Below are 24,427 nucleotides of genomic sequence, written 5' to 3' on the forward strand. Positions count from 1 at the left end.
AACCGCATTGGTCCACATTCAGAGGTCAATTTACAACTCTTTAATCCGCTCGACCTTTTTCTGCCAACTCAGCGCGCGCTGCTTTTTCAGCTTTGGTATCAAAAGGAATATTCAAAAATTAAGAGTAAGTATGTTTTCTTGAAAGTACATTTCTTATCAACCACTCATTTGTCATTCCGTAGGAATCTCAGCAGTTCAGATTCCTACGGAATGACAAATACCGTTTCCACCATTCGTGCATTTGGTTTTAAAATCACTTCTCCACAATCCTCTTATAAACCCCAAGCTCAATTTCCATCGTTTTAATCAGCTCCTCTTTTTCTACCAACTCGGCGCGCAACTCTTTTTCAACTTTGGTTTCAAAAGGAATATTCAGATGTTCGCCAATGGCCATCACCAGATTAAATTTCATGGCCTGACTCAAGCGCCACAAAATGCCAAACTGCATCGAGCGCTTTTTGAAATATTGATTAAGTGTCGTGGGCAGAATTTGTAAAGTATCTGCAATATCCTTTTTTTTCAACTGAAATTCCAAAATATACCAGTGCACGAAATTGCCTAAATCGGGATGATCATTCTCCCCTTTGGCCAAATATTTTTGTTCTCTTCCCATCACTTTGTGTTTTTATGATAACTCAAATGTAAGACATTTTAGGAAAAAATCAGCTCAACTTAAGCGCTAATTAGATAAGCTTCAACGAAGTAGGTTATTTGTTTGAACCAATAAAGGTGGTAGCTTGAACCAGTAAAGGTGGTATCTTGAACCAATAAAATTACTTGATTGAACCAATAGACTTACCTAATTGAACCAATAAAATTAGTAGCCTGAACCAATTAGAGTAGTTGCTTGAACCAATAAACTTACTTAATTGAACCAATAATGGTGGTAACTTGAACCAATAGACTTACTTGATTGAACCAATAAAGGCAGTAGCTTGAACCAATAGACTTACTTGACTGAACCAATAGTAGCATCTGATTCAATTAATTAGAAACCTAGACCTCACCAACCCTGAATTCTTTCCAAAAAAAAGCGCCCCATAGAAGGAGCGCTTTGTAAAAACATTGCCAAAGCCTACGACTTTGGCAATGATGATCAAGATAAATGTCGACAGAAATTTGCTACACTGGATTTTTTGGGAGCGTGTTCGGCGTATTTCCCTGCGAGCTAAATCGCTCGCGAAGCTGCGCCACAATTGCATCTGCCCCTGGAATCCCGGAATCGGCTGCGGCTCCAAATAATTTGTAAAGCATCAGCGCTGAACTGTAAGATTCGCTCCCCGCCAGGAGTTGGGTATCATCTAATTTTTCCACCGTTTGTTTCAGCATAGCGATCAGCTCATCCAGCTGATTAAAAAGCGCCAGGTCGGTTTGCATGTCACTCACTGAGAGAAAATTCGGCAACATACCGGCATTATTAACCCCGGCGTTGATGGCGTCTTCCGTGAAAACTTTGTTATCTACGTTAATAGCGGGCAGCAAAATTCGCTCTTCTGTGGTTAATCCGATAAGAAACGGAAGATTGGTGTCGATTGTTGTCAGCGCAGCTTTCACCGCGGCGATCTGAGCCGCCGTCGCTACAACATTGAGTCTGTTGTTTGTTAAATTTGCCATAATTTGTGTTTTTTAGGCGTTAATGTCCTATAAAATTACACAATTGTTGCGGATAATATAAAATATTTACCAACTTTTCACATACTGCAATCTAATATTTTCTACAAACAATGATCAGGTAAACTGAGTAACTATTTTAAGAAATTAAAAAAATATTTTTTTAATAAAACATCTTTTTATTCATTTTTTAACAATTTCGTATCGTTCGCAAATAATTTATTAATCACATTATATAAATTATGCGTATTTTTAACTTAGTAATTACATCACTACATTTAATAAATTATGGAAAAAAAAGATTTTGTTAAAAACCTCACATATCTCCAGTCTGCAACTAGTTTGACGGGAAAAAAATACAGATTAGATAAAATATTTGATGGCAAAATATACTTTACACGAGAAAATAAAAGTCAGTCTGAAACAATTTACATTTCAGAATTATTTGAATTATTTACAAAAGAAAGAGTACTAAACACCACAGTTGCAAAATCCTATATTTCAGGCAGAGTTCAGTCACCTGCTGTTGCTATATTAAACGAATTGAAATTAAAACAAAATAATTATCTCACTACTGTTTCTGCTTTAGCAGATGAAAAAGAAAAAATCTTTAAAAATGAAACAGCGAAGAAATCTGCAAATAATTTAAAAGACGAAACTAGATTTTTGTAGCAATGTCAGAACTTATAGGAGAAGATTATTTACTTTCTAAAAGTATTAACAAACCAATAGATTCATCACATTTCTTTTTATCAAATAATTTTGAAATGTATAAGTTCCCGGATGTGGTAAATTCAAGTTATCTGAAAATACTATCAGATTTGAAATCAAACAAACAATTTAGTTCTGATAGCTTAGCTCATTTCATAGATGGTGCAATTATGAACCATCCGATTTTAAAAAGTAGAATTGTTGAATTTGATGAAGAACAACATTTCACACCAGCAAGATTAAGTACAATAAAACACCTTAAAAAAATATTACCTGATAACTATTTTTCGACTGTCAGCAATATTTGTAATGACAAAACCTACCTCAATAATCATGTTTTGAAAAAACATCGGATGAAAAACAAAATAGAAAATTTACCAAAATCATTTTCTGATTTCATTGAGTGGCTGGAGCAATCAGACGAAAAATTATCAGGATACATTTGTGAGAAAAATGGTTTTAGATTTTTAGGTGGACGTATGGCGCAGAGAGCATATTATGATTGCTTACGCGACACGGCCCATCTTTCTGAAAAAAATAAAGATTTAGAAAGTCCATTAAGATTTGCAAAAAAAAGTTTTGAGGATATAGAAAAAATTAGTTTTAATAAGATTGAAAATAAAAGAATTAAAGAAATAATTGTGGAAATTCTACAAACTGATTATCAACTATCAATTGCTAGTACGTAAATTAGTTCCAAAAGTTTTTTTGATTTAAAATCGATTTTCACGAAATATTACCATCAAAAAAGCACAACCTCATCCAAGATTGTGCTTTTTAAATTGTAGAACAACGGGAAATTAATCCTCCATTGCTTCCCCATTTTTTCTGTAGATGTAGCTTCCGTAAATGTGTCTACGGGCAAAGCGGCTCGGCGAATCAGCGTTGACCATTTTGATGTAGGTATTACGGGGAACACCGATGTATTCGTACATTTTACCATTCAAATGCTGCACTTTCAAGATTTGTTTTTCGTAATCGAAATCCTGAATGTTTGATTTTGAAATAGTCTCGGTATATTCTTCTTTGTATTTTGCCTGCGTTTCTGGGTTGATGCTCACCAAAAAATGGTAGGCTTCAATCACAGACTTGCTTTTTTCTTCGGCTTCCAGTTTTGCCGCATCGTCGTTGACAAATTTATCAGGATGCGCATCTTTCATCGTATTCCGGTAAATGGATTTTAAATCTTTTAAAGTAGCGGTTTTATCAACCCCAAGAAGCTTTCTGTGCTCACCAACTCTTTTCATAAATGCTTTTTTATATTTTAAAGGGTGTAGAGAAGCGGCGTTTTAAATTTGATTTAAATAAGTCTTTAAAAATAACCTCTTCCACTATACCTTTTTAGCGGGTGCAAAAGTAGGGAATTAAAATTTAATGAAACCAGAAAATATAAGGTAATATTAAAACCAGGACTCACTAACTAAGACAAAACGAATACCTTAACGATTTATAATGAGTAAAAAATGGGTGTTTTCACCCATAAATTACAGTGTGGATGCAATAACTTTGGTATCTAACCAATAAATACAATTGCTATGAAAACTCTGTTTACCTACTTACTTCTATTTGTAATGTCAGTCGGCGGTTTCAAGGCACAGAAGTCTCTGAAAACTTTAGCCCCACCAATTAATAATGATTGCGCAAATGCGATTTCTCTAACGGTTAATGCAGATACAAACTGCACTATATTTAAAACCGGCACAACCATCGATGCGTACCAATCTTCAGAAATAGAACCGACCTGTGGCGCTGCTTTAGATCAACGCGATGTGTGGTTCAAATTTATTGCAACTCGTAAGATTCAAACCATTAAACTTTTAAATATTATCGGAAATCCTGATATGGTATTGGCGGCTTATATTGGCGCCTGCGGAAATTTGACACAAATTAAATGTAGCGATCCAGAAACAATGACGCTTACCAAGCTTGTGATTGGTTCAGAATATAAAATCCGGGTCTGGACCAACAGTGATACCGACACCAGATCAACATTTGATATCTGTGTGACTTCAGGACCCATACCTATTAATGACGATTGTGCCGGAGCTATTTCACTAAACGTAAGCAATACAGAATTCTGCACTGCACCCCAGAGTGGAACCACAATTAATGCAACCAATACCAGTGGCGGTCCTAATTGCAATGGTGCCGGAGTTGACGATGATGTTTGGTATTCATTCATTGCGACCTCTACAACGCACTTGGTGACGGTAGATTATGAAGATTTTCATACCAGTATGCAGATCTATTCCGGATCTTGTACGAATGAGATGATAGGAGCGTGTGTGAATGGAAATTATGGAAACTCCAACATATTGTGGAAGACTTTCACCGTAGGACAAAAATACTATCTGAGAATTTTTTCTACAAATCCAAACAACACCTTTTCTAATTTCAAAGTCTGTATTACGACTCCCTCCGTCCCTACAAATGATAACTGCGCCACACCACAAACAATTCCCTGTGACGGAATGGTCAGCGGATCGAATGCGCTTGCTACCAATGATATAATACCTACCTCTTCATGTGGATTTGCTAATCCCATCGCTTCCTCCAGAGGGGTTTGGTTTAAAGTGACTGCAACTAAAAATGGCCCGATGACGATTTCTGCGTGTGGCACAGATTACGATTCTTTCCTAAGAGTTTACACTGGCGATTGTGCAACACTGTCGTGCACCAGCAATGTTAATGGTGCTGGTTATGCAGACGCTGGCTGTCCCGGGTTAAATAATAGTCCAATAGTTACTTTCAATGCAACGATGGGAACGACCTATAGAATATTATTGACCGCCTACTCTGATACCCAGTTTGGTAATTATATAATTTCTGCAAACTGTTCTGCATTAGCAACTTCAAACGTAATTGCGACAGACGAAATTAAAGTATATCCAAACCCCTTCACGGATGTTTTGAATATTTCCGATGTGAAAGATCTTGCCACAATTTCTGTTAGGGATTTATCAGGAAGATTAGTTAAATCACTTAAAGCAAGTTCTACACTCAATCTTGTTGATTTGAAATCAGGTATTTATTTGGTTTCACTTACCTATAAAGACGGAAGTGTGAAGACGATAAAAGCAATTAAAAAATAAATGGGTAATAATCTTAGATTAAAGAAGTGGTAACAGCCACTTCTTTTTTTATGGAAAAATGTTAGACTTAAGATTAACTGAGCTCATTTTAAACTCTCGACCCTACATTTTACGACTTTCCGTACCCATCCATTTGTCCCAAAACGTAAAGTACAACCCGTAATTGGTGGTGAATTCTTTGTGGTGAAAGTGATGATGCGTGGCATCAATCCACATTTTCCCGAACTTACTTCGTCTGAAAGGAGCCGGATAAATTTCAATATCCAGATGATTGACCATGCTGCTGAAGGTCATGAAAATCAGATAAAATAAAAGTACATAAATATTCAGCGGAATGATTAATAAAATAATCGGTAGAATTAAAGCTTCCAAAATAGTTTCCCAGGGATGAAATGAAAAGGCCGTCCACGGCGTAGAACTCAAACTATTGTGATGAACTTTGTGAACTACTTTGTAGATTTTTGGAATATGCATGGCGCGATGCAGCCAGTAATAATACGTCTCGTGTACCAGCAAAACCGCGACGATGCTGACAGGTAAATACCAATATCCGTACTCCGCAGGATCGAGATAAATCCCGGTAAACTGATGGAGATACAACCAATAAAGCAAGGCGCCAAAAAAAGCAAAGATGGCGGAAGAAATAATGCTCCAGTAAATTTCTTTTTTGACTTGATCTTTTTTAAGTGGTCTTTGACTTAAGATCTTTTTGTCGGTTTTTTTGTTTTTAACTTTCAGATAATAGGCATAGAAAAAACCAGCCGTTATAAAATAGCGAATCAGTAAAATCGCGAAAAAGGCGATGACATAACCAAGAAAATCTCCCATGAATACTTTTCAGAATTGAAGAATTAAAATACAAAACTAAGGAAAACCATTTGAATTTTTCAGGATTTTTTAAGGGAGATATTTTTAAAGAAAATACTTAAAAAAACAAATCAATCTATCTTCTGATTCCTTCTGGAAACTGAACCTGAGCTGGCGCCGCATTCAATTTTGGCAACACCATTTTCAAAATTCGATTCCGTCGATCAGTCGTATCTCTGGGTTCAACGGGATACATCAATACGGCTTCCATCCAGGCATACGCATTATTTCTAAAGTAAACGCCGGGTTCCCAAAGGCTATGTTTCTGCATATTGATTCGGGGATATTTTTGTTTAAAATCTTGCCGTGCCGCCTCGAGCAGACAATCTTCCACAAACTGTAAATCGCTGGTGAAGGCCACCTGAATGGCAGTTTCGTTCCAGATAAAAGGAACCTGCGGCCCAGAGTAATTAATGATTTCTTCACGCAAAATTAAACTATTGGGAAACCGAATGGTTCGGCCACTTCGTCGGTCATTGCCCAAATAATCGCCACTGCATTCCAGAATCGACGTATCTAAATAATTAATTTCTACGACATCACCACGAAATCCTTTGATCTGAATACGATCGCCAACTAAATAGGAGCGTCTTAAAATTAAATAAATCCAGGCGATAAAAGAGGAAATCGGCGCTTGCAAGGCAAACCCTAAAATCAAGGAAATCAACCCAAAACTCACGGCCGCGGCATATAAATTTTGAAACAAGAAAGAGGCTGCAACAATTAAACTGAAGACTAAGGCTAGAAACCTGACGATGCGCAAAAGGTTGTAGCGATCGCCCTCGAGATGGTTCTGACTGTAAATCAGTTTCTCAATAAATTTGCTGATGAAAAAAATAAGGGAGATGAGAAAGAGACTTAAACTCAACTTTCGGAGGAAAGGAATATAATGTCCCCACGAACTGAAGATGGGCAGATTCACCAAATAATAAATGGCGATTAGGACCATTGCGACGGATCCGTAAATGATCGTCCATTTTCTGTTATGTTGTTTTTCCATAAAGGATAATTGAAATTTAGAGACTGAAAATTCTGCGGATTTTGTTAGAATTTAAAATCGAAAAAAAGATATGAAAAAAATAGACCAGTCGCAAATCTTTGTGAAGACTTGCGGAATGTTTTTAGAAAACCTTTAAAAATCGAGAAATTTTAACGGTGCCAGTTTAAGATGAATCGCAGAGGTTATCCTCTAAATAAAAAGAAATCATCTTTCATATCTTCAATTTGGGCATCTTCATTGGTCACAATATAATCAATGGCTTTGGTAGTAAAGTCATTTCCCTTCTCCGTCAATGAAACGATGTCGTTATCAATGGTAAACAAATTATTTTTCAAGCCTAAATTCAACACCGTTTTGCTGCGAATCTTCTGCCAGTTGATATGCTCGTTGAGATGATTCACATGACGTTCCTTTTGCTCGTGATGGTTTTTTAAATGTAGAATAAAAGTAATCAAGGAAACTTCAATTCGCTGCTGTTTCTCGCGATACAAAACCGCAATTAATCCTTTACTCGGCGCAAATAAATAGACGACCAAAAACACCAGACCCAACATGGTTGCGATACTTCCGGCAATCGAGGCATCTAAATAGTTGGCGGCCCAATAGCCGGCAATTGCACTAAAGACGCCAAAAAAACAAGCCAGCACAATCATTTTCGTAAGGTTCGTCGTCAGCAAATAAGCGGACGCCGCAGGAGCAATCATCAAAGCCACCACTAAAATAGCACCGACGGCATCAAAGGCGCCAACGGTCGTAATCGACGCCACACTCATCAAACCATAATGGATAATGGCAGGCGAAAACCCTAAGGAAGTAGCCAATCCCGCATCAAACGTACTCATCTTTAATTCTTTATAAAAAGCAAATAAAAGCGCGAGCGTTGCCAGCAAAATAATACTGATCACCCATAATGATTTCGGACCTAGATCCATGCCGTCATAATAAATCCGGTCAAACGGCGTGAAGGCCAGTTCGCCCAAAAGCACTGCGTCGATATCCAGGTGCACATCATTCGCATATTTCGCAATCATGATCACGCCAATACTGAAGAGCGCTGGAAACACCAGGCCGATGGCTGTATCTTCCTTTACCAATTTGGTCTGCTGAATTTTCTCCACCAAAACCACGGTCAAAACACCAGTCATCGCGGCGAGCAAAATCAATAAAGGTGAATTTAAATCTTGGGTAATAAAAAATCCAACCACAATCCCAGGCAAAATAGAATGGCTGATGGCATCACTAATCATCGCCATCTTCCGCAGAACCAAAAAAGTTCCTGGAATGGCGCAGGCAATCGCTACCAAACTGGCTATGATCTGTATTTCTAACTGAGCACTACTCATCTTTCAGGTTTTGATTGTACATATTCGTAGCCACTTCCACGCCTTGAGGAGTTAAACTCCACATCTCACCTTGCAAAGTCACGTAGTTTTTATTGACTAATTTTTGCAGCCCTTTCCGACTGTAGCCTTGAAAATTATTTAAAATTTTGATGGCGTGTGGATGAGAAATGTCTTCGTGATCCTCTACAATGTGGTACATAAAAGCCAAGGTTTTCTGTAATTCTAAATCGTTCCGGTTTTGAATCAATCTTATTTGTCGGAATAAAAGGCCACGTTTGGGTGAAAATATAAACGAGAACAAAACAAAAACTGAGGCAACTAAAACGATCACAGGTCCGGTTGATAAATTATTTTGAGTCGAACTGATGGCGGTGCCAAAAACTCCAGCAGCTGCACCTAAAACTGCGGCCAGAAAAACCATGACGCTTAAACTATTCGTCCACTGTCTCGCTGCGGCAGCGGGTGCTAGAAGCATGGCGCTCATCAAGACAACTCCGACCGTTTGCAAGCCCAGCACAATTGCAAGCACAATAAAACTCGTTATTAAAACATCAATGAACTTGGTATTAAACCCGAGCGTATGCGCATAATCTTTATCAAAAAGTAGAATTTTGAATTCTTTCCAGAAAAGCAGAAGTACAATTAAACATAACCCAGTGACGATGCTCATGAGCCAGACATCGCTTTCGACCAAAGTAGCAGCTTGTCCGAACAGATATTTATCCAGTCCAGCTTGATTCGCGTTGGGTTGTTTCTGTATAAAAGTCAGCAACAACATTCCAAAACCGAAGAAAACGGACAGGATTAATCCTAAAGCCGTATCCGATTTCAGATGGGTTTTGGTGGTGATTCCACGAATCCAAAAAGTACCGATGAGGCCACTAATTAAAGCTCCGATTAGAAGAACGTTGGTATCTTTGGAACCCGTAATCAGAAAAGCTAAAGCAATCCCAGGCAGGGCTGCGTGAGAAATCGCGTCACCTAATAAACTTTGTTTCCGCAACACGGCGAAACTGCCCAACATTCCGGTGACTCCGCCTAAGATAGCAGTTCCCAGCGTGATTGTTCGCAAGGTATAATCACTAAAAACAAGTTTGATGTATTCTAGTATTTCCATTTTATTTTTGAATACTCACTTTGTAATTGATGCCGTAAGTCTTCGTAAGATTATCATCATTAAAGATATCTTTCACTGGTCCAGTGGCAATTTTTTTCACATTGAGAAAGGTTACCCAATCAAAATATTCAGGAACGGTTTGCAAATCGTGATGCACCACCACAACCGTTTTGTTGGCTTTTCGAAGTTCTTTTAAAATATTGATGATCGCAACTTCAGTCGTGGCGTCAACTCCTTGAAAAGGTTCATCCATAAAATAGATTTCAGCATCCTGCACTAAAGCGCGTGCTAAGAAAATCCGCTGTTGTTGTCCGCCCGAAAGTTGGCTGATCTGTCGATCTTTAAAGGAAAGCATTCCCACTTTTTCCAAAGCTTCTAGAGCCTGTTTTTTCTCTTTTTCTTTGGGACGTTTAATCCAGCCCAGAGTACCGTAAGTTCCCATCATCACCACATCGAGCGCAGTCGTAGGAAAATCCCAATCGACACTACCCTTTTGCGGAACATAAGCGACTTTTTTGCGTTGAGAATCATAAGGTTTTCCAAAAATAGTAACGCTTCCAGCGATAGGTTTTAAAATTCCTAAAATGGCTTTAATTAAAGTTGATTTCCCCGCACCATTGGGTCCGACAATCGCCATCAAAACACCTTCGGGAATCTGTAAATCAATATCCCAAAGAACCGGTTTGTAGTTGTAAGCGACCGTAAGATCGTCTACTTTAACTGCTATTTTTTCCATTATTTTAAAGCGCTAACGATGGTGTGAACATTAAATTTAAACATTCCTATATAGGTTCCTTCGGGTGTTCCCGGATTTCCTAAAGCATCAGAAAACAAAGTTCCTCCAATAACCACGTTGTGATTTTTAGAGTTGACAGCTTTCTGCAGAGCTTCTACCGTACGTTTCGGAACGGAACTTTCAATAAAAACTGCTTTTACTTTATGATCGATAATATAGGCGGCGGTTTTTTGAACATCCTGCACCCCAGCTTCTGTCGCGGTGGACAATCCCTGCAAACCGACGACATCAAACTGATACGCTCTGCCAAAATAAGAAAAAGCATCGTGTGCCGTAACCAATCGGCGTTTGTCAACAGGAAGTGTTGCGATTTCCGCTTTAATTTCTTCTTCTAAAGTTTTCAACTTCGCCAGATAAGCTGTAGCGTTAGCTTGAAAAAACGCCTTGTCTTCTGGACGCGCTGCCGATAATTGATCAGCAACAAAAACGGTAATTTTTTCCCAATTGGTAACATCAAACCAAATATGCGGATCATAATTCGATGCAAATAAGGTGGAGCCAATCAAATCTTTTTTATCTAAAGCATCGGAAACCGCGACAGTCTTGATATTTTGTTTTTGCATTTTTTCAAAAACTTCTACCAACTTTCCTTCTAAGTGAAGACCTCCGTACAAAATCATGTCCGCATTCGAAAGTTTTGAAACGTCGCCTTCAGACGCTTTATACAAATGTGGATCTACTCCTGCACCCATTAATCCTTGAACTACCACTTTGTCTCCGCCGATATTTTCAACGAGATCGGTAATCATAGAAGTCGTGGTAACGATGTGGAATTTACCATCTTTCGGTTTTGTGTCCTTACATCCCAATAAAAAAACGCTTAGAAAAGCGATGAGTATAAATTGTTTCATTAATCTAACATTTACGGCGAAGTTATAAAAAAAAGATGATTTATAATCAATAAAGATAATTAAAGACACTGAAGACGCGAGATTAAAACAGAAAATTTTTAGAATATAATTACTAGCAAATATTTTCAACGCTGCACCCAAGTTAAGTTTCGCAACTTATCTTTTCATAAGCTTATCTTTGCCGCAAATTAAGAAAATATGAATTTGATTTATGAGCCGTGGCCGTGGTATGTCGCCGGACCTTTGATTGCCCTAACAATGTTTTTACTCCTCTACATGGGAAAACATTTTGGCATGTCTTCTAATTTGAGAACCATGTGTGCGATTGGCGGCGCTGGGAAAGTTTCCTCTTTCTTTCAATTTGACTGGAAAAGCCAACGCTGGAATTTAATGGTTGTAATTGGTGCAATCATCGGTGGATTTTTAGCTTCAACTTTTATGTCGAACAATGTGGTTGAAATCAACCCAGAAATCGCGACCCAACTTTCTCAGGATTACGGAATTGAAAGCGCTAATAATGCGTACTTACCTACGGAAATTTTTAATGTTGAAAAACTTTCTGATCCGTTTACGCTTGCGATTTTAATTGTGGGTGGATTTTTAGTTGGATTCGGAGCAAGATACGCAGGAGGCTGCACCTCAGGTCATGCGATTTCTGGGTTGAGTAATTTACAAATCCCGTCGCTGATTGCAGTGGTCGGTTTCTTCATCGGAGGTCTTGTGATGATTCATTTATTATATCCCTTAATTTTCGGTTCATGAAATATTTAAAATTTTTAGCAGTAGGTATATTCTTCGGCATCGTCATGTACAAATCAGAAGCAGCGTCGTGGTTCCGAATTTACGAGATGTTTCACTTTGCCTCTTTTCACATGTACGGAATCATTGGTTCAGCGGTGATCATTGGATTAATAGGCGTTCAGTTGATTAAGAGAAATGATATCAAAGCGTTTGACAATCAAGAGATGTGTTTGACACCAAAGAAACTTGGCATTTATAGATATTTGATTGGAGGAACGATTTTCGGTTTAGGCTGGGCACTAACTGGCGCATGTCCGGGACCGATGTTTGTTTTGGCTGGCGCTGGTTTTTACTCAATTTTAGTTGTAATTGCTGGTTCGATTTTAGGAACTTTGGCTTACGGACTTTTACATAAAAAGCTGCCACATTAAAAGTTGAAATTGTCGATACATTTAGTTTTGGAAAGTTTGGTTTAATAGAGAAAGTAGGTCTTTTCATTATTGAAGTTGAGATTCATTGTATGAAATTTCACAGACTGTCCATCTTCCATTCTCCCTCAAAATTCTTACCTTTGCCTCTTAAAATTTTTAAGATAATGAACGCTTTTATTGAAGAACTGAAATGGCGCGGGCTATTTGCCGACATGATGCCAGGAACCGAAGAACAATTGAATAAGGAAATGACCACGGCGTATATAGGCTTTGATCCGACCGCTGATTCGTTGCATATCGGAAGTTTAATCCCTATCAAAGTTCTGGCACATTATCAACAACACGGTCATAAACCAATCGCTTTAGTTGGTGGTGCAACCGGCATGATCGGTGATCCTTCTGGAAAATCAAACGAAAGAAACGCTTTAGATGAAGATACACTCAACCATTATGTGGATTGTTTGAAAGGTCAATTGTCTAAGTTTTTAAAATTTGATGGATCAGAACCAAACAGCGCCGAATTGGTGAATAATTACGACTGGATGAAAGAAATTTCATTCCTTGATTTTATTCGTGATACGGGTAAACATATTACCGTGAATTATATGATGGCCAAAGAGTCGGTGAAGAAAAGAATCACCGGTGAAGGTGGCGCAGAAGGAATGAGTTTCACCGAATTTTCTTACCAACTTTTACAAGGCTACGATTTCCTTCATTTGTACAAAGAGAAAAACATCAAACTTCAAATGGGAGGTTCTGATCAGTGGGGAAATATTACCACCGGTACAGAATTAATCCGCAGAAAAGTTCAGGGAGAAGCATTTGCGCTAACGATGCCATTAATTACCAAAGCCGACGGTTCTAAATTTGGGAAATCGGAAGCTGGCGAAAATTACTGGCTGGATGCGAAGAGAACTTCACCTTATAAATTTTACCAATTTTGGGTTAACGCAACTGATTCGGATGCAGAACGATTTATTAAATACTATACCTTCTTAAGCAAAGAAGAAATCGAGGCTTTAATTGAAGATCATAAAACAGCGCCACACGAAAGAAAACTGCAAAAGAAATTAGCAGAAGAAGTTACCGTTTGGGTTCACAACCGTGAAGAATTTGAGAAAGCCATAAAAGCTTCTGAGATTTTATTCGGACGTTCAACTGCAGAAGATTTAGTGAGTTTGAATGAAGCCACTTTTCTAGAAGTTTTCGAAGGAGTTCCACAAAAAGAGATTTTGAAATCTGAAGTGGTTGGTTGTAATATCGTAGATTTAATTTCAGACAAATCTGGTTTCTTGAAATCTAAAGGAGAAGCAAAAAGAGAATTGACCAGCAACTCTATTTCTATTAACAAAGAAAAAGTAAGCGAAACGTTTGAAGTCGCAGAAAAAGATTTAATCGATGGGAAATTCCTTTTATTACAAAAAGGGAAAAAGAATTATTTCATTGTGAAAGCTATTTAGAAATAACTGATATTCGTCAGTATTAACAAATATTTGTGAGAGCCGGATGATTTCCGGCTTTCATTTTTAAGGTTTTCATTGTATCTTTGTGAAATAATATATACTATGGTTATCATCCTATTTATCATAGTCCTTTGGTATTCTGGACTATTTTTTCAAACGTTTTTCCTGCACCGATATGCAGCACACCAATCTTTTAAAATGTCAAAATTTGGAGAGAAATTGTGCTACGTTTTAACTTGGGTTACGCAGGGTTCTAATTATCTTTCTGCTTACGGTTACGGGGTTATGCACAGAATGCACCACGCTTATGCTGATACCGAGAAAGATCCACATTCTCCGAAATACGACGACAATTTGTTTTCGATGATGTGGCGTACAAAAAAAATCTATGCTGACATCAATAGTCAGAAAGCAATTATCGAAGAAAAATTTACTAAGAATGTACCTCAGTGGGCGGCTTTCGATAAGTTCGCAAGTTCTTGGGTTTCCAGATTGGCGTGGGCAATCGCTTATACGGTATTCTTTTATTTCTTCGCAACAGCTTGGTGGCAGTGGCTTTTATTGCCAGTTGCTTATATGATGGCGCCAATTCACGGAGTTATTATTAACTGGTTTGCACATATTTACGGTTATACCAACTTTAAAGTTTCTGATACTTCTAAAAACTTATTGAGATTCGATTGGTTAATGATGGGTGAAGCGTATCACAATAATCACCACAAACATGGTGGAAGAGCGAACTTCGGTGGTGTAAGATGGCACGAAATGGATGTCACTTATCAAATCATGATTGTCTTAGACAAAATGAAACTGATTAAACTGAATCCAGTTGCTGTTGTAAAAAGAGAGCATTAAAAAAATAGAAACCGTCTCGTCTTTATTGATGAGACGGTTTTTTTTTGAACTTGTTTGGTTTTAGCAATTTAAAATTCTCGTTTTAGCGTTCGCGTTAAACTTTAGTTAATGTTTTTAATACCGAACCCATGGCTTAATTTGTGCGCCACCATTTTAATTAACAACAATTAATATTTAAATTATGAAAACTAAATTGTTATCCGTTGCCGCAGTAATCTTACTTTCAATCGGAGTTTCTGCACAAGAAAAAAATACCGTTAAACAAGAAATAAAAAAAGATGCAAAAGCAGTCGAAAATGGCGTTTCAGATGGTGCAGAATGGACTGCTAAGACGGCAAAAAAAGGAGTGAAAGCGACTAAGAAAGGAGTGAAAAAAGGAGCTAGATGGACTAAAAAAGCGGTGAAAAACACAGGCAAAGCTGTAGATGAAAGTTACAAAGACACCAAAGATTACTTAAAAAAAGAAACAAAGTAGTTTTTCGAAACTGCCTTCAAATAAAAATTCAACCATTAATTTTGGTTGATTTTTTTTGAATTTAAAAAGAGAAGATTTTACTTTTGAAGTTTAATCTCTGGTTGTAGTTGCTGAACAAAATCAATAAGGAAAGGCAATTCCTCCATATCTTGATCAGTAATAAATCCGTTGTAAGTAAGGACATCCAAATCGATTTCGCGCGGTGCATTTTTGTTTTCAGTTCTTACTCTTCCTAATAACGCTTCAATTTGTTTTAAATGCATTGTTAATTCTGACAGGCTTTTTTTGGTGTGCAGAAGAATGGCTCCATTCAAAAACTCGGGTTGCTCTTCAAACTTTAGAGGTTCTGTTTTGATAAAAGCAGTTCTCTGCATGACAAATCCTATTTCTTGAAGATGATTTAAAGCCTTAGTAAAATTATCTTCTGAATTGATATTAGAACCCATCGCGATTACAGCCGTGTGGTATCGATCTTTGCCATCGATTTCCACCATCACATTATCAGCAAAACGCAAAGCGTGAGGTTTTTCAACTTTCACCATAATATCTTGTAATGCCGCACCTACTTTTTGAATATGCATGTAAATTTCCTCCGCCAAAGCCTCAATCAAATGAAAGCTTTTATGATCAACGAAATCAATAACTCCTTTGGTGATTTCTTTATAATCCACCGCATGTTGCACGTCGTCCGTTTTCGAGGCCATCGCAGTATCATATTTAAATGAAAAAGAAATAATTACATCTTGCAATTTCTCTTTTTCCCAATCAAAGAAACCGATATAAGATCGAAGTCTTAAATTTTCTACTCGAACGATGGATAATTTTGGATTATAGGTTGCGCCCATACTTTTTTCTATTTGTTGTTTGTTTTTTTCTGTTTTTGCTTTGGAAGCAAATGTCTAAGTAAGTAGTATTTCCAGTTGTAAAATATTCAATTTTCTTAAACCAAATGTTCGCCACCATCAATATACAAAATTTGCCCAGTGAAGAATTGACTCTCTAAAATAAACTGAACTGCTTTTATAATTTCTTCTAAATTACCGATTGTTTTTAAAGGAATATTTTTCGCAAGATTCAAAAGGTAACTTTCATCTTCTCCTGGTGGTGGGAGAATCAATCCTGGTCCGATTCCATTAACTCTGATGTTTGGAGCTAATTCAACTGCGGAAATCTTAGTGAAATCTTTTAATAATTTTTTACTCAAAATATAATCGAGGTGAACGGTCTTATTTTTTTCAACTTTGGTATCCACGAAGTTAATAATATTTCCGCTGCCATACACGCTGGCAAAAGCTTTGGTGAGTAGGTAAGGGATTTTGAAATTGATCGTCATTTCTTTATCGTAAAGCTCGCTTCCTTCGTCTTTAAAATTAGAAGGAATAAAATCTGACGCACAATTCACCAATACTTCAATAATTATTTTTTTCTTTTTTAATTCCTGAAAGATTTGATCGAAATTATTTTCTTTTAAAAAATTGATCTGTAGCAATTCTACTTTGGTGTCTTCATAAATAGATTCGATTTCCTCTTTCAGTTTTTCGGCTTTGTGCTTCGACGAATTATAATGTAAAACCAAATTGTAATTCTGTTTCACTAAATGAATGGCCACGGCTTTTCCTATTCGGTCGGCGCTACCCGTTACGAGAGCATAATTTTTCATAAATGTATTTTTGGGCTAAATAATGCTCAAGTTAGAAATTTTAACTTGAGCAAGATCAATATAATAAAGAAAGGTTTAAAAACTTTCTTTGACGATAAATTCCGAGGCAATTCCTAAAGCGTGTAAATGACCTTCAATCGCTTCCATCATTGGTGGTGGACCACAGAGGTAATAATAATTTAAATCATCCTCATCGTACTTCTTAATAATTTCCGGTGAGATGTAACCATGTTCGTATCCATCTAAATCTTCATTGGAAAGAATATTAATGAAATTTCCATCAAGAACCGACTTGAAATAATCTTCTAAAATAATATCAGCCTTTCCTTTATTGGCGAAAATCAGTTTATTTCCGTTCAACCTATTTTGTTTTTCTAAATCTTTTATCATCGCAATAAACGGAGTAACTCCCGCTCCACCAGCGATAAACATTCCGGGACCTTTAAAATAGATATCGCCAAAAGAATCATAAATAAGAACCTCATCTCCGGGTTGAGCTGACAACAGTTCATTCGTCATTCCGTGATGGTCAGGATAGGTCTTTATGGTAAATTCGACCTCATCATCTTCTGGCAGAGAAGTAAAGGTGAAGCAGTTTTCCTTATCACTCCAACCCAGTTTATTCAATGCAATATCAGCAGCCTGACCTGGAATATAAGTGATCCCTGCTGGTTTATCTAGAACCACACGAAGCACATCGTGAGTAAGATTTTCAATTGATTTTATTTTTGTTAAATGTGACATATTCACTCTTTTATAATTATAAATGTACGATTTAAATCCTTTTTTAGGCGGTAATTTTTTCAATGCTTTTCCGAAGATATAAGTGATTGTTTGACCATGCGTGTCTTCGATTCCGCACGAAAATGCAGTGAGAGTCGGCATCAGTATAAATTCGATTCTGCTAATTTTATTTTACAATAATTTTACCTTTCATCACCACATGTACGGTACAATAATAATTGGATGTTTTTTCGGGTGCAAAAGTCCAGGATTGTCCATTCGCTAACATTGGAGAAGCCCAGGAATTTTTAGTTTCTGTGGCATTATGAGCAACGATATCTTTATTGATGAAGGTTACTTTTTCTCCTTTGTTTAAGGTAATAGTGGCGGGATTGAATTTCATATTTTCAATCGTAACGATGGTTGCCGTTTTTGAACTGGCATCATCAGTCGCTTCAATATTCAGCTTTTCAGTAGAATTAATTGCGGGTACAATCGCTGTCGCATTCTTCTCAGCAACCATCATTTTAGAGGTAGGCGCAGAATTATCATTCATGGCCGGCATTGTGTCTGCGGACCCAGAATTACAGCCGGCCAGGAGTAATAAACACCCAATTGCAACGGTAGAAAAATCTATTTTGAAATACGATTTTAACATGATTACATTTTAGGGGAATTCAATTTTTTATGAATCATTTCTGCATGTTCAAGATGGGTTTTAAATATCGGCAAAGCTTTTTCAAGCAGCGCTTTTAATTCAGCATTTTGAGCTTGCGGAATCAACATATTTTCTACGGCTCCGATCGCAAAAATATGATAAGTCACCTCATTATCGACGTACGCTTTGTCAAAGGCTTTTCCCGTTTTAGCATTTAAAACTGCTTTTTCTTTTTTTGCACCTTCTAATAATGATTTAGAAACATCATTGGTTAGAGGCGTAACTTTTAATTTCGTTACCAAATCGACTGCCATTTTAATGACGCCGCTATGGTCGTTTTTCATCGCGGTGGCAAAATTCTTCACCTCTTTATTCTGTGATTTTTTCAAAGCGATTTCTGCATATTCCACATCAACCTGATTTGCGGTTACGGCAACAGAGGCAATTTCTGGATCGGTCAAATTAGGAGTTTTTTGATCTTGTCCGGAAACGGCAGTTGATGACAACATGGCGGTCACTAGCACGGCGCTCGATAAAGCTAAGTTTTTTAGCGTTTTCATTTTTGCTGATTTTTTTAGGTTAATAATTAGATGACTTTGAATTTTAAATACCCTTTCCATTAAAAATTAATTTTTTTCAAATTGGAAAAAAACCTTTTAGTTAACAGACGTCTTTTAAAATTCCCTTCATCTACTTAGAGTTGAGCAAACGCAAAAAGGTTACAAAAATATTGTTAGATGAATTCTAAATGAAAATCTTTACTTCTAAAATTTTTGAACTCAGCTCATTAAAATTGAAAACTTACTACAATAGAAAAAGCCGTCTCATCAAATAATGACGAAACGGCTTTTGAATAAAATCTGAAGAAATATTTTTCTTTAGTAAGAATCTTCGTGAACCGAAAGGACGGCTCTTCCACTTGGATCGTTGGCATTTTTAAAGGCTTCATCCCACTCCAACGCTATCGGCGTAGAACACGCTACCGAGGGAACAGAAGGAACCGTTGCCGCGGCAGTTTCACTTGGGAAATGTTCTTCGAAAATCGTGCGGTATCGGTATTCTTCTTTATTCTGAGGCGTATTTAAAGGAAAACGGAATTTTGAATTGGTCATCATTTCATCCGTCACTTCATTTGCGGCAACTTCTTTTAAAGAATCAATCCAGGAGTAACCAACGCCATCCGAGAATTGTTCCTTCTGCCTCCAGGTAATGTTTTCTGGCAAAATATCTTCAAAGGCTTTTCGAAGAATCCATTTTTCAATTCGCGGTTCGTGAGCGCCAACCATTTTATCTTTTGGGTTAAGGCGCATCGCAACATCAATAAATTCTTTATCTAAAAACGGCACACGTCCTTCAATTCCCCAACTCATCAAGGCTTTGTTGGCTCGCAAGCAATCATATAGATGAAGTTTACTCAGTTTTCTAACATTCTCTTCATGGAATTCTTTAGCGTTGGGAGCTTTGTGGAAATATAAATATCCACCAAAAATCTCATCACTTCCTTCGCCTGACAGAACCATTTTTATTCCCATTGATTTAATGACCCGCGCCAATAAATACATCGGCGTGGAAGCCCGAATTGTAGTAACATCATACGTTTCCAAATGGTAGATCACATCGCGAACGGCATCTAATCCTTCTTGAATGGTGAAATGAACTTCGTGGTGAATCGAGCCGATATGGTCGGCCGCTTTTTTGGCAGCAATTAAATCTGGACTTCCTTCTAAACCAATTGCAAAACTGTGCAGTCGCGGATACCAAGCTTCCTGCGTGTCGCCACTTTCAATTCTATTTCGGGCATATTTTGCTGTAACCGCCGAAATAATAGAAGAATCTAAACCACCGGAAAGTAGAACTCCGTAGGGAACATCGCTCATTAACTGGCGGTGAACGGCATCTTCCATGGCTTTTCGCAGCACATCGATATCAGTGGTATTGTCTTTTACATTGTCGTAATCTTCCCAATCTCTTTTATACCATTGCTGCATTTCGTAACCGTCTTCCCTATATAGAAAATGTCCGGGCAAAAAGGTTTCTATGGTTTTACAAACTCCTTCCAAAGCCTTTAATTCTGAGGCTACAAAATAGCTTCCATTTTGATCCCAGCCTTGATAGAGCGGACAAATTCCCATGTGATCTCTGGCAACTAAATAAATATCATTTTCAATATCATAAATGGCAAAGGCGAAAATTCCGTTCAGTTTATCAACGAAGGTTTTTCCATATTTTTGAAATAAAGGGATAATCACTTCACAATCCGATTCTGTTTGAAAATCGTATTCCGGAAATTCTAATCGCAGTTCTCTATGGTTGTAAATTTCACCGTTCACGGCTAAAACTATTTTTTTATCTTTTGAAAACAACGGCTGTTTCCCAGAGGTTGGGTCTACAATTGCCAAACGTTCATGCGAGAAAATTACTTTCTCATTCTGAAAAATTCCGCTCCAATCTGGACCGCGATGGCGGATTTTCTTCGACATTTCTAAAACTTGAGGTCTTAATATTTCGGTTTTTTGTTTGGCGTCAAACAGGCATACAATTCCACACATAATTTTCTATAGTTGATCAGTGATGATTAATAATTGATTATAATTCTATCGCAAACATATTGCAAATGTTTATGAAACGAAAGTAAAAATTGGCCATTATGAATTATCTACTATAATTAGATTGCAATTAGTAAAAATTTAAGTTAGAAAGATTAATTTTAGCTATTAACTGAATTTTATTTAGTCGTGTTATTAAAAAATATATATTTGTTTAAATAATTTAATATGAAAAAAGCACTACTACTTCTTCTGTTTTTCACACTTTGCAACTTTACGTTTTCACAAACAGCACCCCCAAATACCAGATTATTCCAATTAAACACCATTAAAGGCAGTGTACTCTCGCTGGTTGAAATGTCGGAAAATTATGTTTACCACGTCGGAACAACCAATTCGTCGGAAGTTGGTTTTGATGGATTGGCTGCAACTACCGTGGGTTTAGATGATCTATATATTCTAAAATCAAACGCAGCGAACGGAACCAATGTTTGGTTTAAAAATTTCAATGCCGGAACGAACGGAACCATGAACGCACGTTATGTGCATGTTGATTCCTCAGAAAACGTTTATGTTTTTGGGCAATTTAAAGGAACAATTACGGTAAATGGCCGGACCATTAATGGCGTGAATGCTAATGATGCTTTTTTAATGAAAATCGACCCTAACGAAAATGCTGTTTGGGTTCAATTTTTTGAAAATGGATACAATTCTATTCGTAAAATAAAAACCGTAACTGATGGGACAGATACTTTCATTATTTATGACAATAAATTAAGAAGGCTCAATGATGTCAATGGTGATGTTCTGTTAGAAAATTCTTATGGAGCTGAAATACAATCTGTAGCATTAAAAGGTTCTGATCTCTATCTGTCAGGCGTGGCATTTTATGGCGATGCTTTTTTTGGCTCACAAGTAATTGCCGCTAAATCTGGTTTTATCGTAAAAGGAGATAAAGACGCGAGCTTTACGTCCGCATTAAAAACTGCCGGTAGCAATCAACCTTCGGTGATTAGCGATATCACTTTCGATTCTACAGGTAAATTATTATTGACAGGATTTAATACGCAAGCCATTAATATTTTCACGCCAACGCAGGCGGTTCCTTATACTTATAATCCTAATTCACAATTCGAAACAAACCTTGTTTGTTATTTCACTGCGAAAGTAAATGCTAATTTAGAAGACGTAGAATTTTTTAGAACCTCGAGTGGATTTAAGACTTCATCGGGTTATATTTTTCGTGCTGATATACTTTCATCCAAAGTAAATCCTACTCTTACAGGTTTCAACGTATTACTTTTTGTACGGGGTTCATTTCAAAATCATAGTCCTTTTACAAATGCAAATTCTTCTACTACCACCGTGCAAATGACGCCTTTCGTAGATTCCTACAGTCTTTTATTGCAGTCGAATAATAATGGAAATTATGTATCTGGCAGCCAACCCATTTTCTATGGTTCAAATATGAGCGCCAATCAAAGTAAACATTCACAGTCTACACAAAATATCAGAATTTTCAAGACTGATATTAAAAGTTCCATCACAGGAAACGTAGAATGGAGTAAAGAAAAAACTTCTGCTTTAGGTGGCACCTATTCACGACAATTTTCGAAACATTTAAAATCTGCTCCAAATGAACTTCTATTCACTGCGTTGGTAGAGGGAAAAGGTAATTTTTTCGGAAGACAAGTCAGTAATTTTCCCTCTACTAAATCAAGATATATTACCCGACTTGGTGTTGACGGTTTACCAAAATGGTTTGCTAATTTCAACGCTGATTTAGGAAAAACCGAACTCAACGTCTCTGGCGATTATATCCACGTCGATAAAGATGATAATCTATTATTCATCAGTACCATCTCCGGCTTACAATCAACATTCACTGATGCAGTTGGAACTCAGGTTATTTTTAATGGTGTTATGTCCAGTAACGAGAAAGTTTTAATAAAAATAAATAAGGATGGAATTCTTTTGTGGAGCAAACAATTAAAAATGCCTGGTAGTAGTAGATTCACAGTAATTACAGATGCAAATGCAGATGCTTATTTACTATGTACCTTGGGTGGTTATTATATCGACGACCAACAAATAAACGGTTATTCTAGCGTTGTAAAACTTGATAAAAACGGTATTTTCAAATATGGAAAGAGTTATAACATTAGTACGTATTCATTTATTCCGGTTTTTGATACCAATAATACCCTGTATTTATTTTGTGAACCAATTAATAGTCTGCAGTCCGATTATGTTTTAGACGGAATAACGATTCCTACCAGCACAGAATTTGCCGATCACCTCATGCTAAAATGTGACAGCGAAGGAAACATCATATGGGGGAAAAATTTCTATGCAAATTCAACAAATTACAATTATTCATGGCCAAATGATGTGGTTTTCGATGGAGAAAATTTTGTAATGATGGGCAATTATTCTAATTATGAGGACAGTGATTTTGTGGGTCTTGATTTAGTTCCGGTACCAAGGGTTTATCAGAACGTAGCTTACATTCCTTTTTTCGCCAAAATAACACCGACAGGAAATGTGCTATGGCAAAAACCGCTGCATTCGAATAATGCTAATACTGGCGCCTATACCAATATCGAACTAGATGAAAACAAAAATAGCTACATGTATTATTATGCTAAAGACAAAGTTTCCTTTAATGGTATTGAATATTCGTTTGACGCAGTTTCCGGTAATAAAGTTTTGACCAAGATTGATAATTCTGGAAATCTTAAATATTTCAAATCGGTTGATGGTGCAACTTATGGATCCAACTTTATAGATGTTATCGGTAATGACAAAATTAATGTTACAGGATTTACCACAGCGAATAATCTATTAAACTACCCGGTAAATAATAGCCGAGCTTCCAATTTATACATCGCCACCTTTGGAAATTTAGATTCCTATTATTTAACGCCGATCAAAGATTATTTGTCACTGAATGCTATTGAAATAGAAAACAATCCAGCTAATGCAAACACTTTTTCTTTTGATTTAATCAACAATGTAGATTGGACTGCCAACAGCGACCAACATTGGCTAAATCTTTCTTTCCTTAGTTTAACCGAGAAGAATAATTTCAAAAATTTAATATCTGGAAATGGTGACGCTAAAATTATAATGTCAGCGACCACAAATACTTCCGGAGCCAGCAGAAGTGCAACTGTTGTAGTTTCAGGAACGGGTGTCGATTCAAAATCGATTATCGTGACGCAGAGTTTTATTTTGGCCACAGGAGAAACCAAAACTTTTGTAACCACGCTTTATCCAAATCCAACTGCAGATCTATTAAATATTGAAACCAAACAAAATATTTCTAAAATAGAAATTTACGATTTGAGCGGAAGATTAGTAAAAACTGGTGCTGGTAAAGACAAACAGATCTCTGTTTCCAATTTAAATAAAGGAATGTATCTCATCAAATTGCATACAGAAAATGGAATCATTAATTCTAAATTTATTAAGAATTAAAATTTAA

At 36.9% G+C, this 24,427-nt stretch carries 24 protein-coding genes; 9 read left to right on the forward strand and 15 right to left on the reverse strand.

Translation table 11 applies throughout. The features are described 5' to 3' along the window. Positions 1-253: 253 nt before the first annotated feature. Positions 254-613 carry a hypothetical protein gene (locus BMX49_RS11740; protein ID WP_034719870.1) on the reverse strand — a complete coding sequence of 120 codons (360 nt, stop codon included), beginning with the start codon at positions 611-613 and terminating at the stop codon, positions 254-256. A 509-nt stretch (positions 614-1,122) separates the two neighbouring features. After that, on the reverse strand, positions 1,123-1,614 hold the full coding sequence (locus BMX49_RS11745) for a hypothetical protein (protein ID WP_034719868.1): 492 nt from the start codon (positions 1,612-1,614) through the stop codon (positions 1,123-1,125). A 285-nt stretch (positions 1,615-1,899) separates the two neighbouring features. Between BMX49_RS11745 and BMX49_RS11750 the strand changes: the two genes are divergently transcribed. Both BMX49_RS11750 and BMX49_RS11755 read left to right on the forward strand, forming a co-directional pair. Then, complete coding sequence (locus BMX49_RS11750) at positions 1,900-2,283, forward strand: hypothetical protein (RefSeq protein WP_034719865.1); 384 nt, start codon at positions 1,900-1,902, stop codon at positions 2,281-2,283. Positions 2,284-2,285: 2 nt separating this feature from the next. Continuing rightward, positions 2,286-3,011 carry a hypothetical protein gene (locus BMX49_RS11755; protein WP_034719863.1) on the forward strand — a complete coding sequence of 242 codons (726 nt, stop codon included), beginning with the start codon at positions 2,286-2,288 and terminating at the stop codon, positions 3,009-3,011. A gap of 111 nt (positions 3,012-3,122) precedes the next feature. On the opposite strand, the gene BMX49_RS11760 is transcribed toward BMX49_RS11755, so the two are convergent. Then, positions 3,123-3,569 carry a KTSC domain-containing protein gene (locus BMX49_RS11760; RefSeq protein WP_034719861.1) on the reverse strand — a complete coding sequence of 149 codons (447 nt, stop codon included), beginning with the start codon at positions 3,567-3,569 and terminating at the stop codon, positions 3,123-3,125. A gap of 288 nt (positions 3,570-3,857) precedes the next feature. Here BMX49_RS11760 and BMX49_RS11765 point away from each other — a divergent pair, with 288 nt between their 5' ends. After that, a complete protein-coding gene (locus BMX49_RS11765; RefSeq protein ID WP_081864369.1) occupies positions 3,858-5,414 on the forward strand; it encodes a T9SS type A sorting domain-containing protein in 1,557 nt (518 codons plus the stop codon). 102 nt (positions 5,415-5,516) lie between these two features. Here the strand turns inward: BMX49_RS11765 and BMX49_RS11770 are convergent, their stop codons facing one another. The 6 genes from BMX49_RS11770 to BMX49_RS11795 all read right to left on the reverse strand — a co-directional run bounded on the left by BMX49_RS11770 (position 5,517) and on the right by BMX49_RS11795 (position 11,388). Next, complete coding sequence (locus tag BMX49_RS11770) at positions 5,517-6,242, reverse strand: sterol desaturase family protein (protein ID WP_034719857.1); 726 nt, start codon at positions 6,240-6,242, stop codon at positions 5,517-5,519. Positions 6,243-6,357: 115 nt separating this feature from the next. Next, positions 6,358-7,281: a mechanosensitive ion channel family protein gene (locus BMX49_RS11775; protein WP_034719855.1), complete on the reverse strand. Its 924-nt coding sequence runs from the start codon at positions 7,279-7,281 to the stop codon at positions 6,358-6,360. A gap of 182 nt (positions 7,282-7,463) precedes the next feature. Beyond that, on the reverse strand, positions 7,464-8,624 hold the full coding sequence (locus BMX49_RS11780; protein WP_034719852.1) for a metal ABC transporter permease: 1,161 nt from the start codon (positions 8,622-8,624) through the stop codon (positions 7,464-7,466). After that, positions 8,617-9,741, reverse strand: a complete 1,125-nt coding sequence (locus BMX49_RS11785; protein ID WP_034719850.1) for a metal ABC transporter permease — start codon at positions 9,739-9,741, stop codon at positions 8,617-8,619. The genes BMX49_RS11780 and BMX49_RS11785 overlap by 8 nt, the downstream gene beginning before the upstream one ends. A gap of 1 nt (position 9,742) precedes the next feature. Beyond that, the gene (locus tag BMX49_RS11790) at positions 9,743-10,477 is read right to left on the reverse strand and encodes a metal ABC transporter ATP-binding protein (protein WP_034719848.1); all 735 of its coding nucleotides are present in this window, start codon (positions 10,475-10,477) and stop codon (positions 9,743-9,745) included. Beyond that, positions 10,477-11,388, reverse strand: a complete 912-nt coding sequence (locus BMX49_RS11795; RefSeq protein ID WP_034719845.1) for a metal ABC transporter solute-binding protein, Zn/Mn family — start codon at positions 11,386-11,388, stop codon at positions 10,477-10,479. The genes BMX49_RS11790 and BMX49_RS11795 overlap by 1 nt, the downstream gene beginning before the upstream one ends. A gap of 198 nt (positions 11,389-11,586) precedes the next feature. On the opposite strand from BMX49_RS11795, the gene BMX49_RS11800 reads away from it, so the two are divergent. From BMX49_RS11800 to BMX49_RS11820, 5 genes are all read left to right on the forward strand, one after another. Then, positions 11,587-12,150, forward strand: coding sequence for a YeeE/YedE family protein (locus BMX49_RS11800; RefSeq protein WP_034719843.1), 564 nt, complete (start codon positions 11,587-11,589; stop codon positions 12,148-12,150). Continuing rightward, positions 12,147-12,560, forward strand: a complete 414-nt coding sequence (locus tag BMX49_RS11805) for a DUF6691 family protein (protein ID WP_034719841.1) — start codon at positions 12,147-12,149, stop codon at positions 12,558-12,560. The genes BMX49_RS11800 and BMX49_RS11805 overlap by 4 nt, the downstream gene beginning before the upstream one ends. A gap of 164 nt (positions 12,561-12,724) precedes the next feature. Beyond that, positions 12,725-14,020: a tyrosine--tRNA ligase gene (gene tyrS / locus BMX49_RS11810; RefSeq protein ID WP_034719839.1), complete on the forward strand. Its 1,296-nt coding sequence runs from the start codon at positions 12,725-12,727 to the stop codon at positions 14,018-14,020. Between the two features lie 105 nt (positions 14,021-14,125). Continuing rightward, positions 14,126-14,878, forward strand: coding sequence for an acyl-CoA desaturase (locus BMX49_RS11815; RefSeq protein WP_034719836.1), 753 nt, complete (start codon positions 14,126-14,128; stop codon positions 14,876-14,878). Positions 14,879-15,059: 181 nt separating this feature from the next. Beyond that, positions 15,060-15,353 (forward strand): hypothetical protein, encoded by a 294-nt coding sequence (locus tag BMX49_RS11820; protein WP_034719833.1) that lies wholly within the window; start codon positions 15,060-15,062, stop codon positions 15,351-15,353. A gap of 77 nt (positions 15,354-15,430) precedes the next feature. Here the strand turns inward: BMX49_RS11820 and folK are convergent, their stop codons facing one another. The 6 genes from folK to asnB form a co-directional block, all read right to left on the reverse strand. After that, positions 15,431-16,198: a 2-amino-4-hydroxy-6-hydroxymethyldihydropteridine diphosphokinase gene (folK, locus tag BMX49_RS11825; RefSeq protein ID WP_051803768.1), complete on the reverse strand. Its 768-nt coding sequence runs from the start codon at positions 16,196-16,198 to the stop codon at positions 15,431-15,433. A 95-nt stretch (positions 16,199-16,293) separates the two neighbouring features. After that, the gene (locus tag BMX49_RS11830) at positions 16,294-17,013 is read right to left on the reverse strand and encodes an SDR family oxidoreductase (RefSeq protein ID WP_034719830.1); all 720 of its coding nucleotides are present in this window, start codon (positions 17,011-17,013) and stop codon (positions 16,294-16,296) included. A 75-nt stretch (positions 17,014-17,088) separates the two neighbouring features. Then, positions 17,089-17,898, reverse strand: a complete 810-nt coding sequence (locus tag BMX49_RS11835) for a ferredoxin reductase domain-containing protein (protein ID WP_246005128.1) — start codon at positions 17,896-17,898, stop codon at positions 17,089-17,091. Positions 17,899-17,923: 25 nt separating this feature from the next. After that, on the reverse strand, positions 17,924-18,394 hold the full coding sequence (locus BMX49_RS14530) for a plastocyanin/azurin family copper-binding protein (RefSeq protein WP_051803766.1): 471 nt from the start codon (positions 18,392-18,394) through the stop codon (positions 17,924-17,926). 2 nt (positions 18,395-18,396) lie between these two features. Next, positions 18,397-18,954, reverse strand: coding sequence for a DUF4142 domain-containing protein (locus tag BMX49_RS11845; RefSeq protein WP_034721375.1), 558 nt, complete (start codon positions 18,952-18,954; stop codon positions 18,397-18,399). A gap of 318 nt (positions 18,955-19,272) precedes the next feature. Continuing rightward, a complete protein-coding gene (gene asnB, locus BMX49_RS11850) occupies positions 19,273-20,943 on the reverse strand; it encodes an asparagine synthase B (protein WP_034719828.1) in 1,671 nt (556 codons plus the stop codon). Positions 20,944-21,168: 225 nt separating this feature from the next. On the opposite strand from asnB, the gene BMX49_RS11855 reads away from it, so the two are divergent. Further along, positions 21,169-24,420, forward strand: a complete 3,252-nt coding sequence (locus BMX49_RS11855; RefSeq protein ID WP_034719827.1) for a T9SS type A sorting domain-containing protein — start codon at positions 21,169-21,171, stop codon at positions 24,418-24,420. The last annotated feature ends 7 nt before the right edge of the window (positions 24,421-24,427 follow it).

It is taken from the genome of Kaistella antarctica (assembly GCF_900109615.1).
GTDB classification, from domain to species: Bacteria; Bacteroidota; Bacteroidia; order Flavobacteriales; family Weeksellaceae; genus Kaistella; species Kaistella antarctica.

What these genes read in the sequence shown, in the direction of transcription:
- BMX49_RS11740 (WP_034719870.1), bottom strand. Translation starts at nt 613, where the DNA reads ATGGGAAGAGAACAAAAATATTTGGCCAAAGGGGAGAATGATCATCCC.
- BMX49_RS11745 (WP_034719868.1), bottom strand. Translation starts at nt 1,614, where the DNA reads ATGGCAAATTTAACAAACAACAGACTCAATGTTGTAGCGACGGCGGCT.
- BMX49_RS11750 (WP_034719865.1), top strand. Translation starts at nt 1,900, where the DNA reads ATGGAAAAAAAAGATTTTGTTAAAAACCTCACATATCTCCAGTCTGCA.
- BMX49_RS11755 (WP_034719863.1), top strand. Translation starts at nt 2,286, where the DNA reads ATGTCAGAACTTATAGGAGAAGATTATTTACTTTCTAAAAGTATTAAC.
- BMX49_RS11760 (WP_034719861.1), bottom strand. Translation starts at nt 3,569, where the DNA reads ATGAAAAGAGTTGGTGAGCACAGAAAGCTTCTTGGGGTTGATAAAACC.
- BMX49_RS11765 (WP_081864369.1), top strand. Translation starts at nt 3,858, where the DNA reads ATGAAAACTCTGTTTACCTACTTACTTCTATTTGTAATGTCAGTCGGC.
- BMX49_RS11770 (WP_034719857.1), bottom strand. Translation starts at nt 6,242, where the DNA reads ATGGGAGATTTTCTTGGTTATGTCATCGCCTTTTTCGCGATTTTACTG.
- BMX49_RS11775 (WP_034719855.1), bottom strand. Translation starts at nt 7,281, where the DNA reads ATGGAAAAACAACATAACAGAAAATGGACGATCATTTACGGATCCGTC.
- BMX49_RS11780 (WP_034719852.1), bottom strand. Translation starts at nt 8,624, where the DNA reads ATGAGTAGTGCTCAGTTAGAAATACAGATCATAGCCAGTTTGGTAGCG.
- BMX49_RS11785 (WP_034719850.1), bottom strand. Translation starts at nt 9,741, where the DNA reads ATGGAAATACTAGAATACATCAAACTTGTTTTTAGTGATTATACCTTG.
- BMX49_RS11790 (WP_034719848.1), bottom strand. Translation starts at nt 10,477, where the DNA reads ATGGAAAAAATAGCAGTTAAAGTAGACGATCTTACGGTCGCTTACAAC.
- BMX49_RS11795 (WP_034719845.1), bottom strand. Translation starts at nt 11,388, where the DNA reads ATGAAACAATTTATACTCATCGCTTTTCTAAGCGTTTTTTTATTGGGA.
- BMX49_RS11800 (WP_034719843.1), top strand. Translation starts at nt 11,587, where the DNA reads ATGAATTTGATTTATGAGCCGTGGCCGTGGTATGTCGCCGGACCTTTG.
- BMX49_RS11805 (WP_034719841.1), top strand. Translation starts at nt 12,147, where the DNA reads ATGAAATATTTAAAATTTTTAGCAGTAGGTATATTCTTCGGCATCGTC.
- tyrS (WP_034719839.1), top strand. Translation starts at nt 12,725, where the DNA reads ATGAACGCTTTTATTGAAGAACTGAAATGGCGCGGGCTATTTGCCGAC.
- BMX49_RS11815 (WP_034719836.1), top strand. Translation starts at nt 14,126, where the DNA reads ATGGTTATCATCCTATTTATCATAGTCCTTTGGTATTCTGGACTATTT.
- BMX49_RS11820 (WP_034719833.1), top strand. Translation starts at nt 15,060, where the DNA reads ATGAAAACTAAATTGTTATCCGTTGCCGCAGTAATCTTACTTTCAATC.
- folK (WP_051803768.1), bottom strand. Translation starts at nt 16,198, where the DNA reads ATGGGCGCAACCTATAATCCAAAATTATCCATCGTTCGAGTAGAAAAT.
- BMX49_RS11830 (WP_034719830.1), bottom strand. Translation starts at nt 17,013, where the DNA reads ATGAAAAATTATGCTCTCGTAACGGGTAGCGCCGACCGAATAGGAAAA.
- BMX49_RS11835 (WP_246005128.1), bottom strand. Translation starts at nt 17,898, where the DNA reads ATGCCGACTCTCACTGCATTTTCGTGCGGAATCGAAGACACGCATGGT.
- BMX49_RS14530 (WP_051803766.1), bottom strand. Translation starts at nt 18,394, where the DNA reads ATGTTAAAATCGTATTTCAAAATAGATTTTTCTACCGTTGCAATTGGG.
- BMX49_RS11845 (WP_034721375.1), bottom strand. Translation starts at nt 18,954, where the DNA reads ATGAAAACGCTAAAAAACTTAGCTTTATCGAGCGCCGTGCTAGTGACC.
- asnB (WP_034719828.1), bottom strand. Translation starts at nt 20,943, where the DNA reads ATGTGTGGAATTGTATGCCTGTTTGACGCCAAACAAAAAACCGAAATA.
- BMX49_RS11855 (WP_034719827.1), top strand. Translation starts at nt 21,169, where the DNA reads ATGAAAAAAGCACTACTACTTCTTCTGTTTTTCACACTTTGCAACTTT.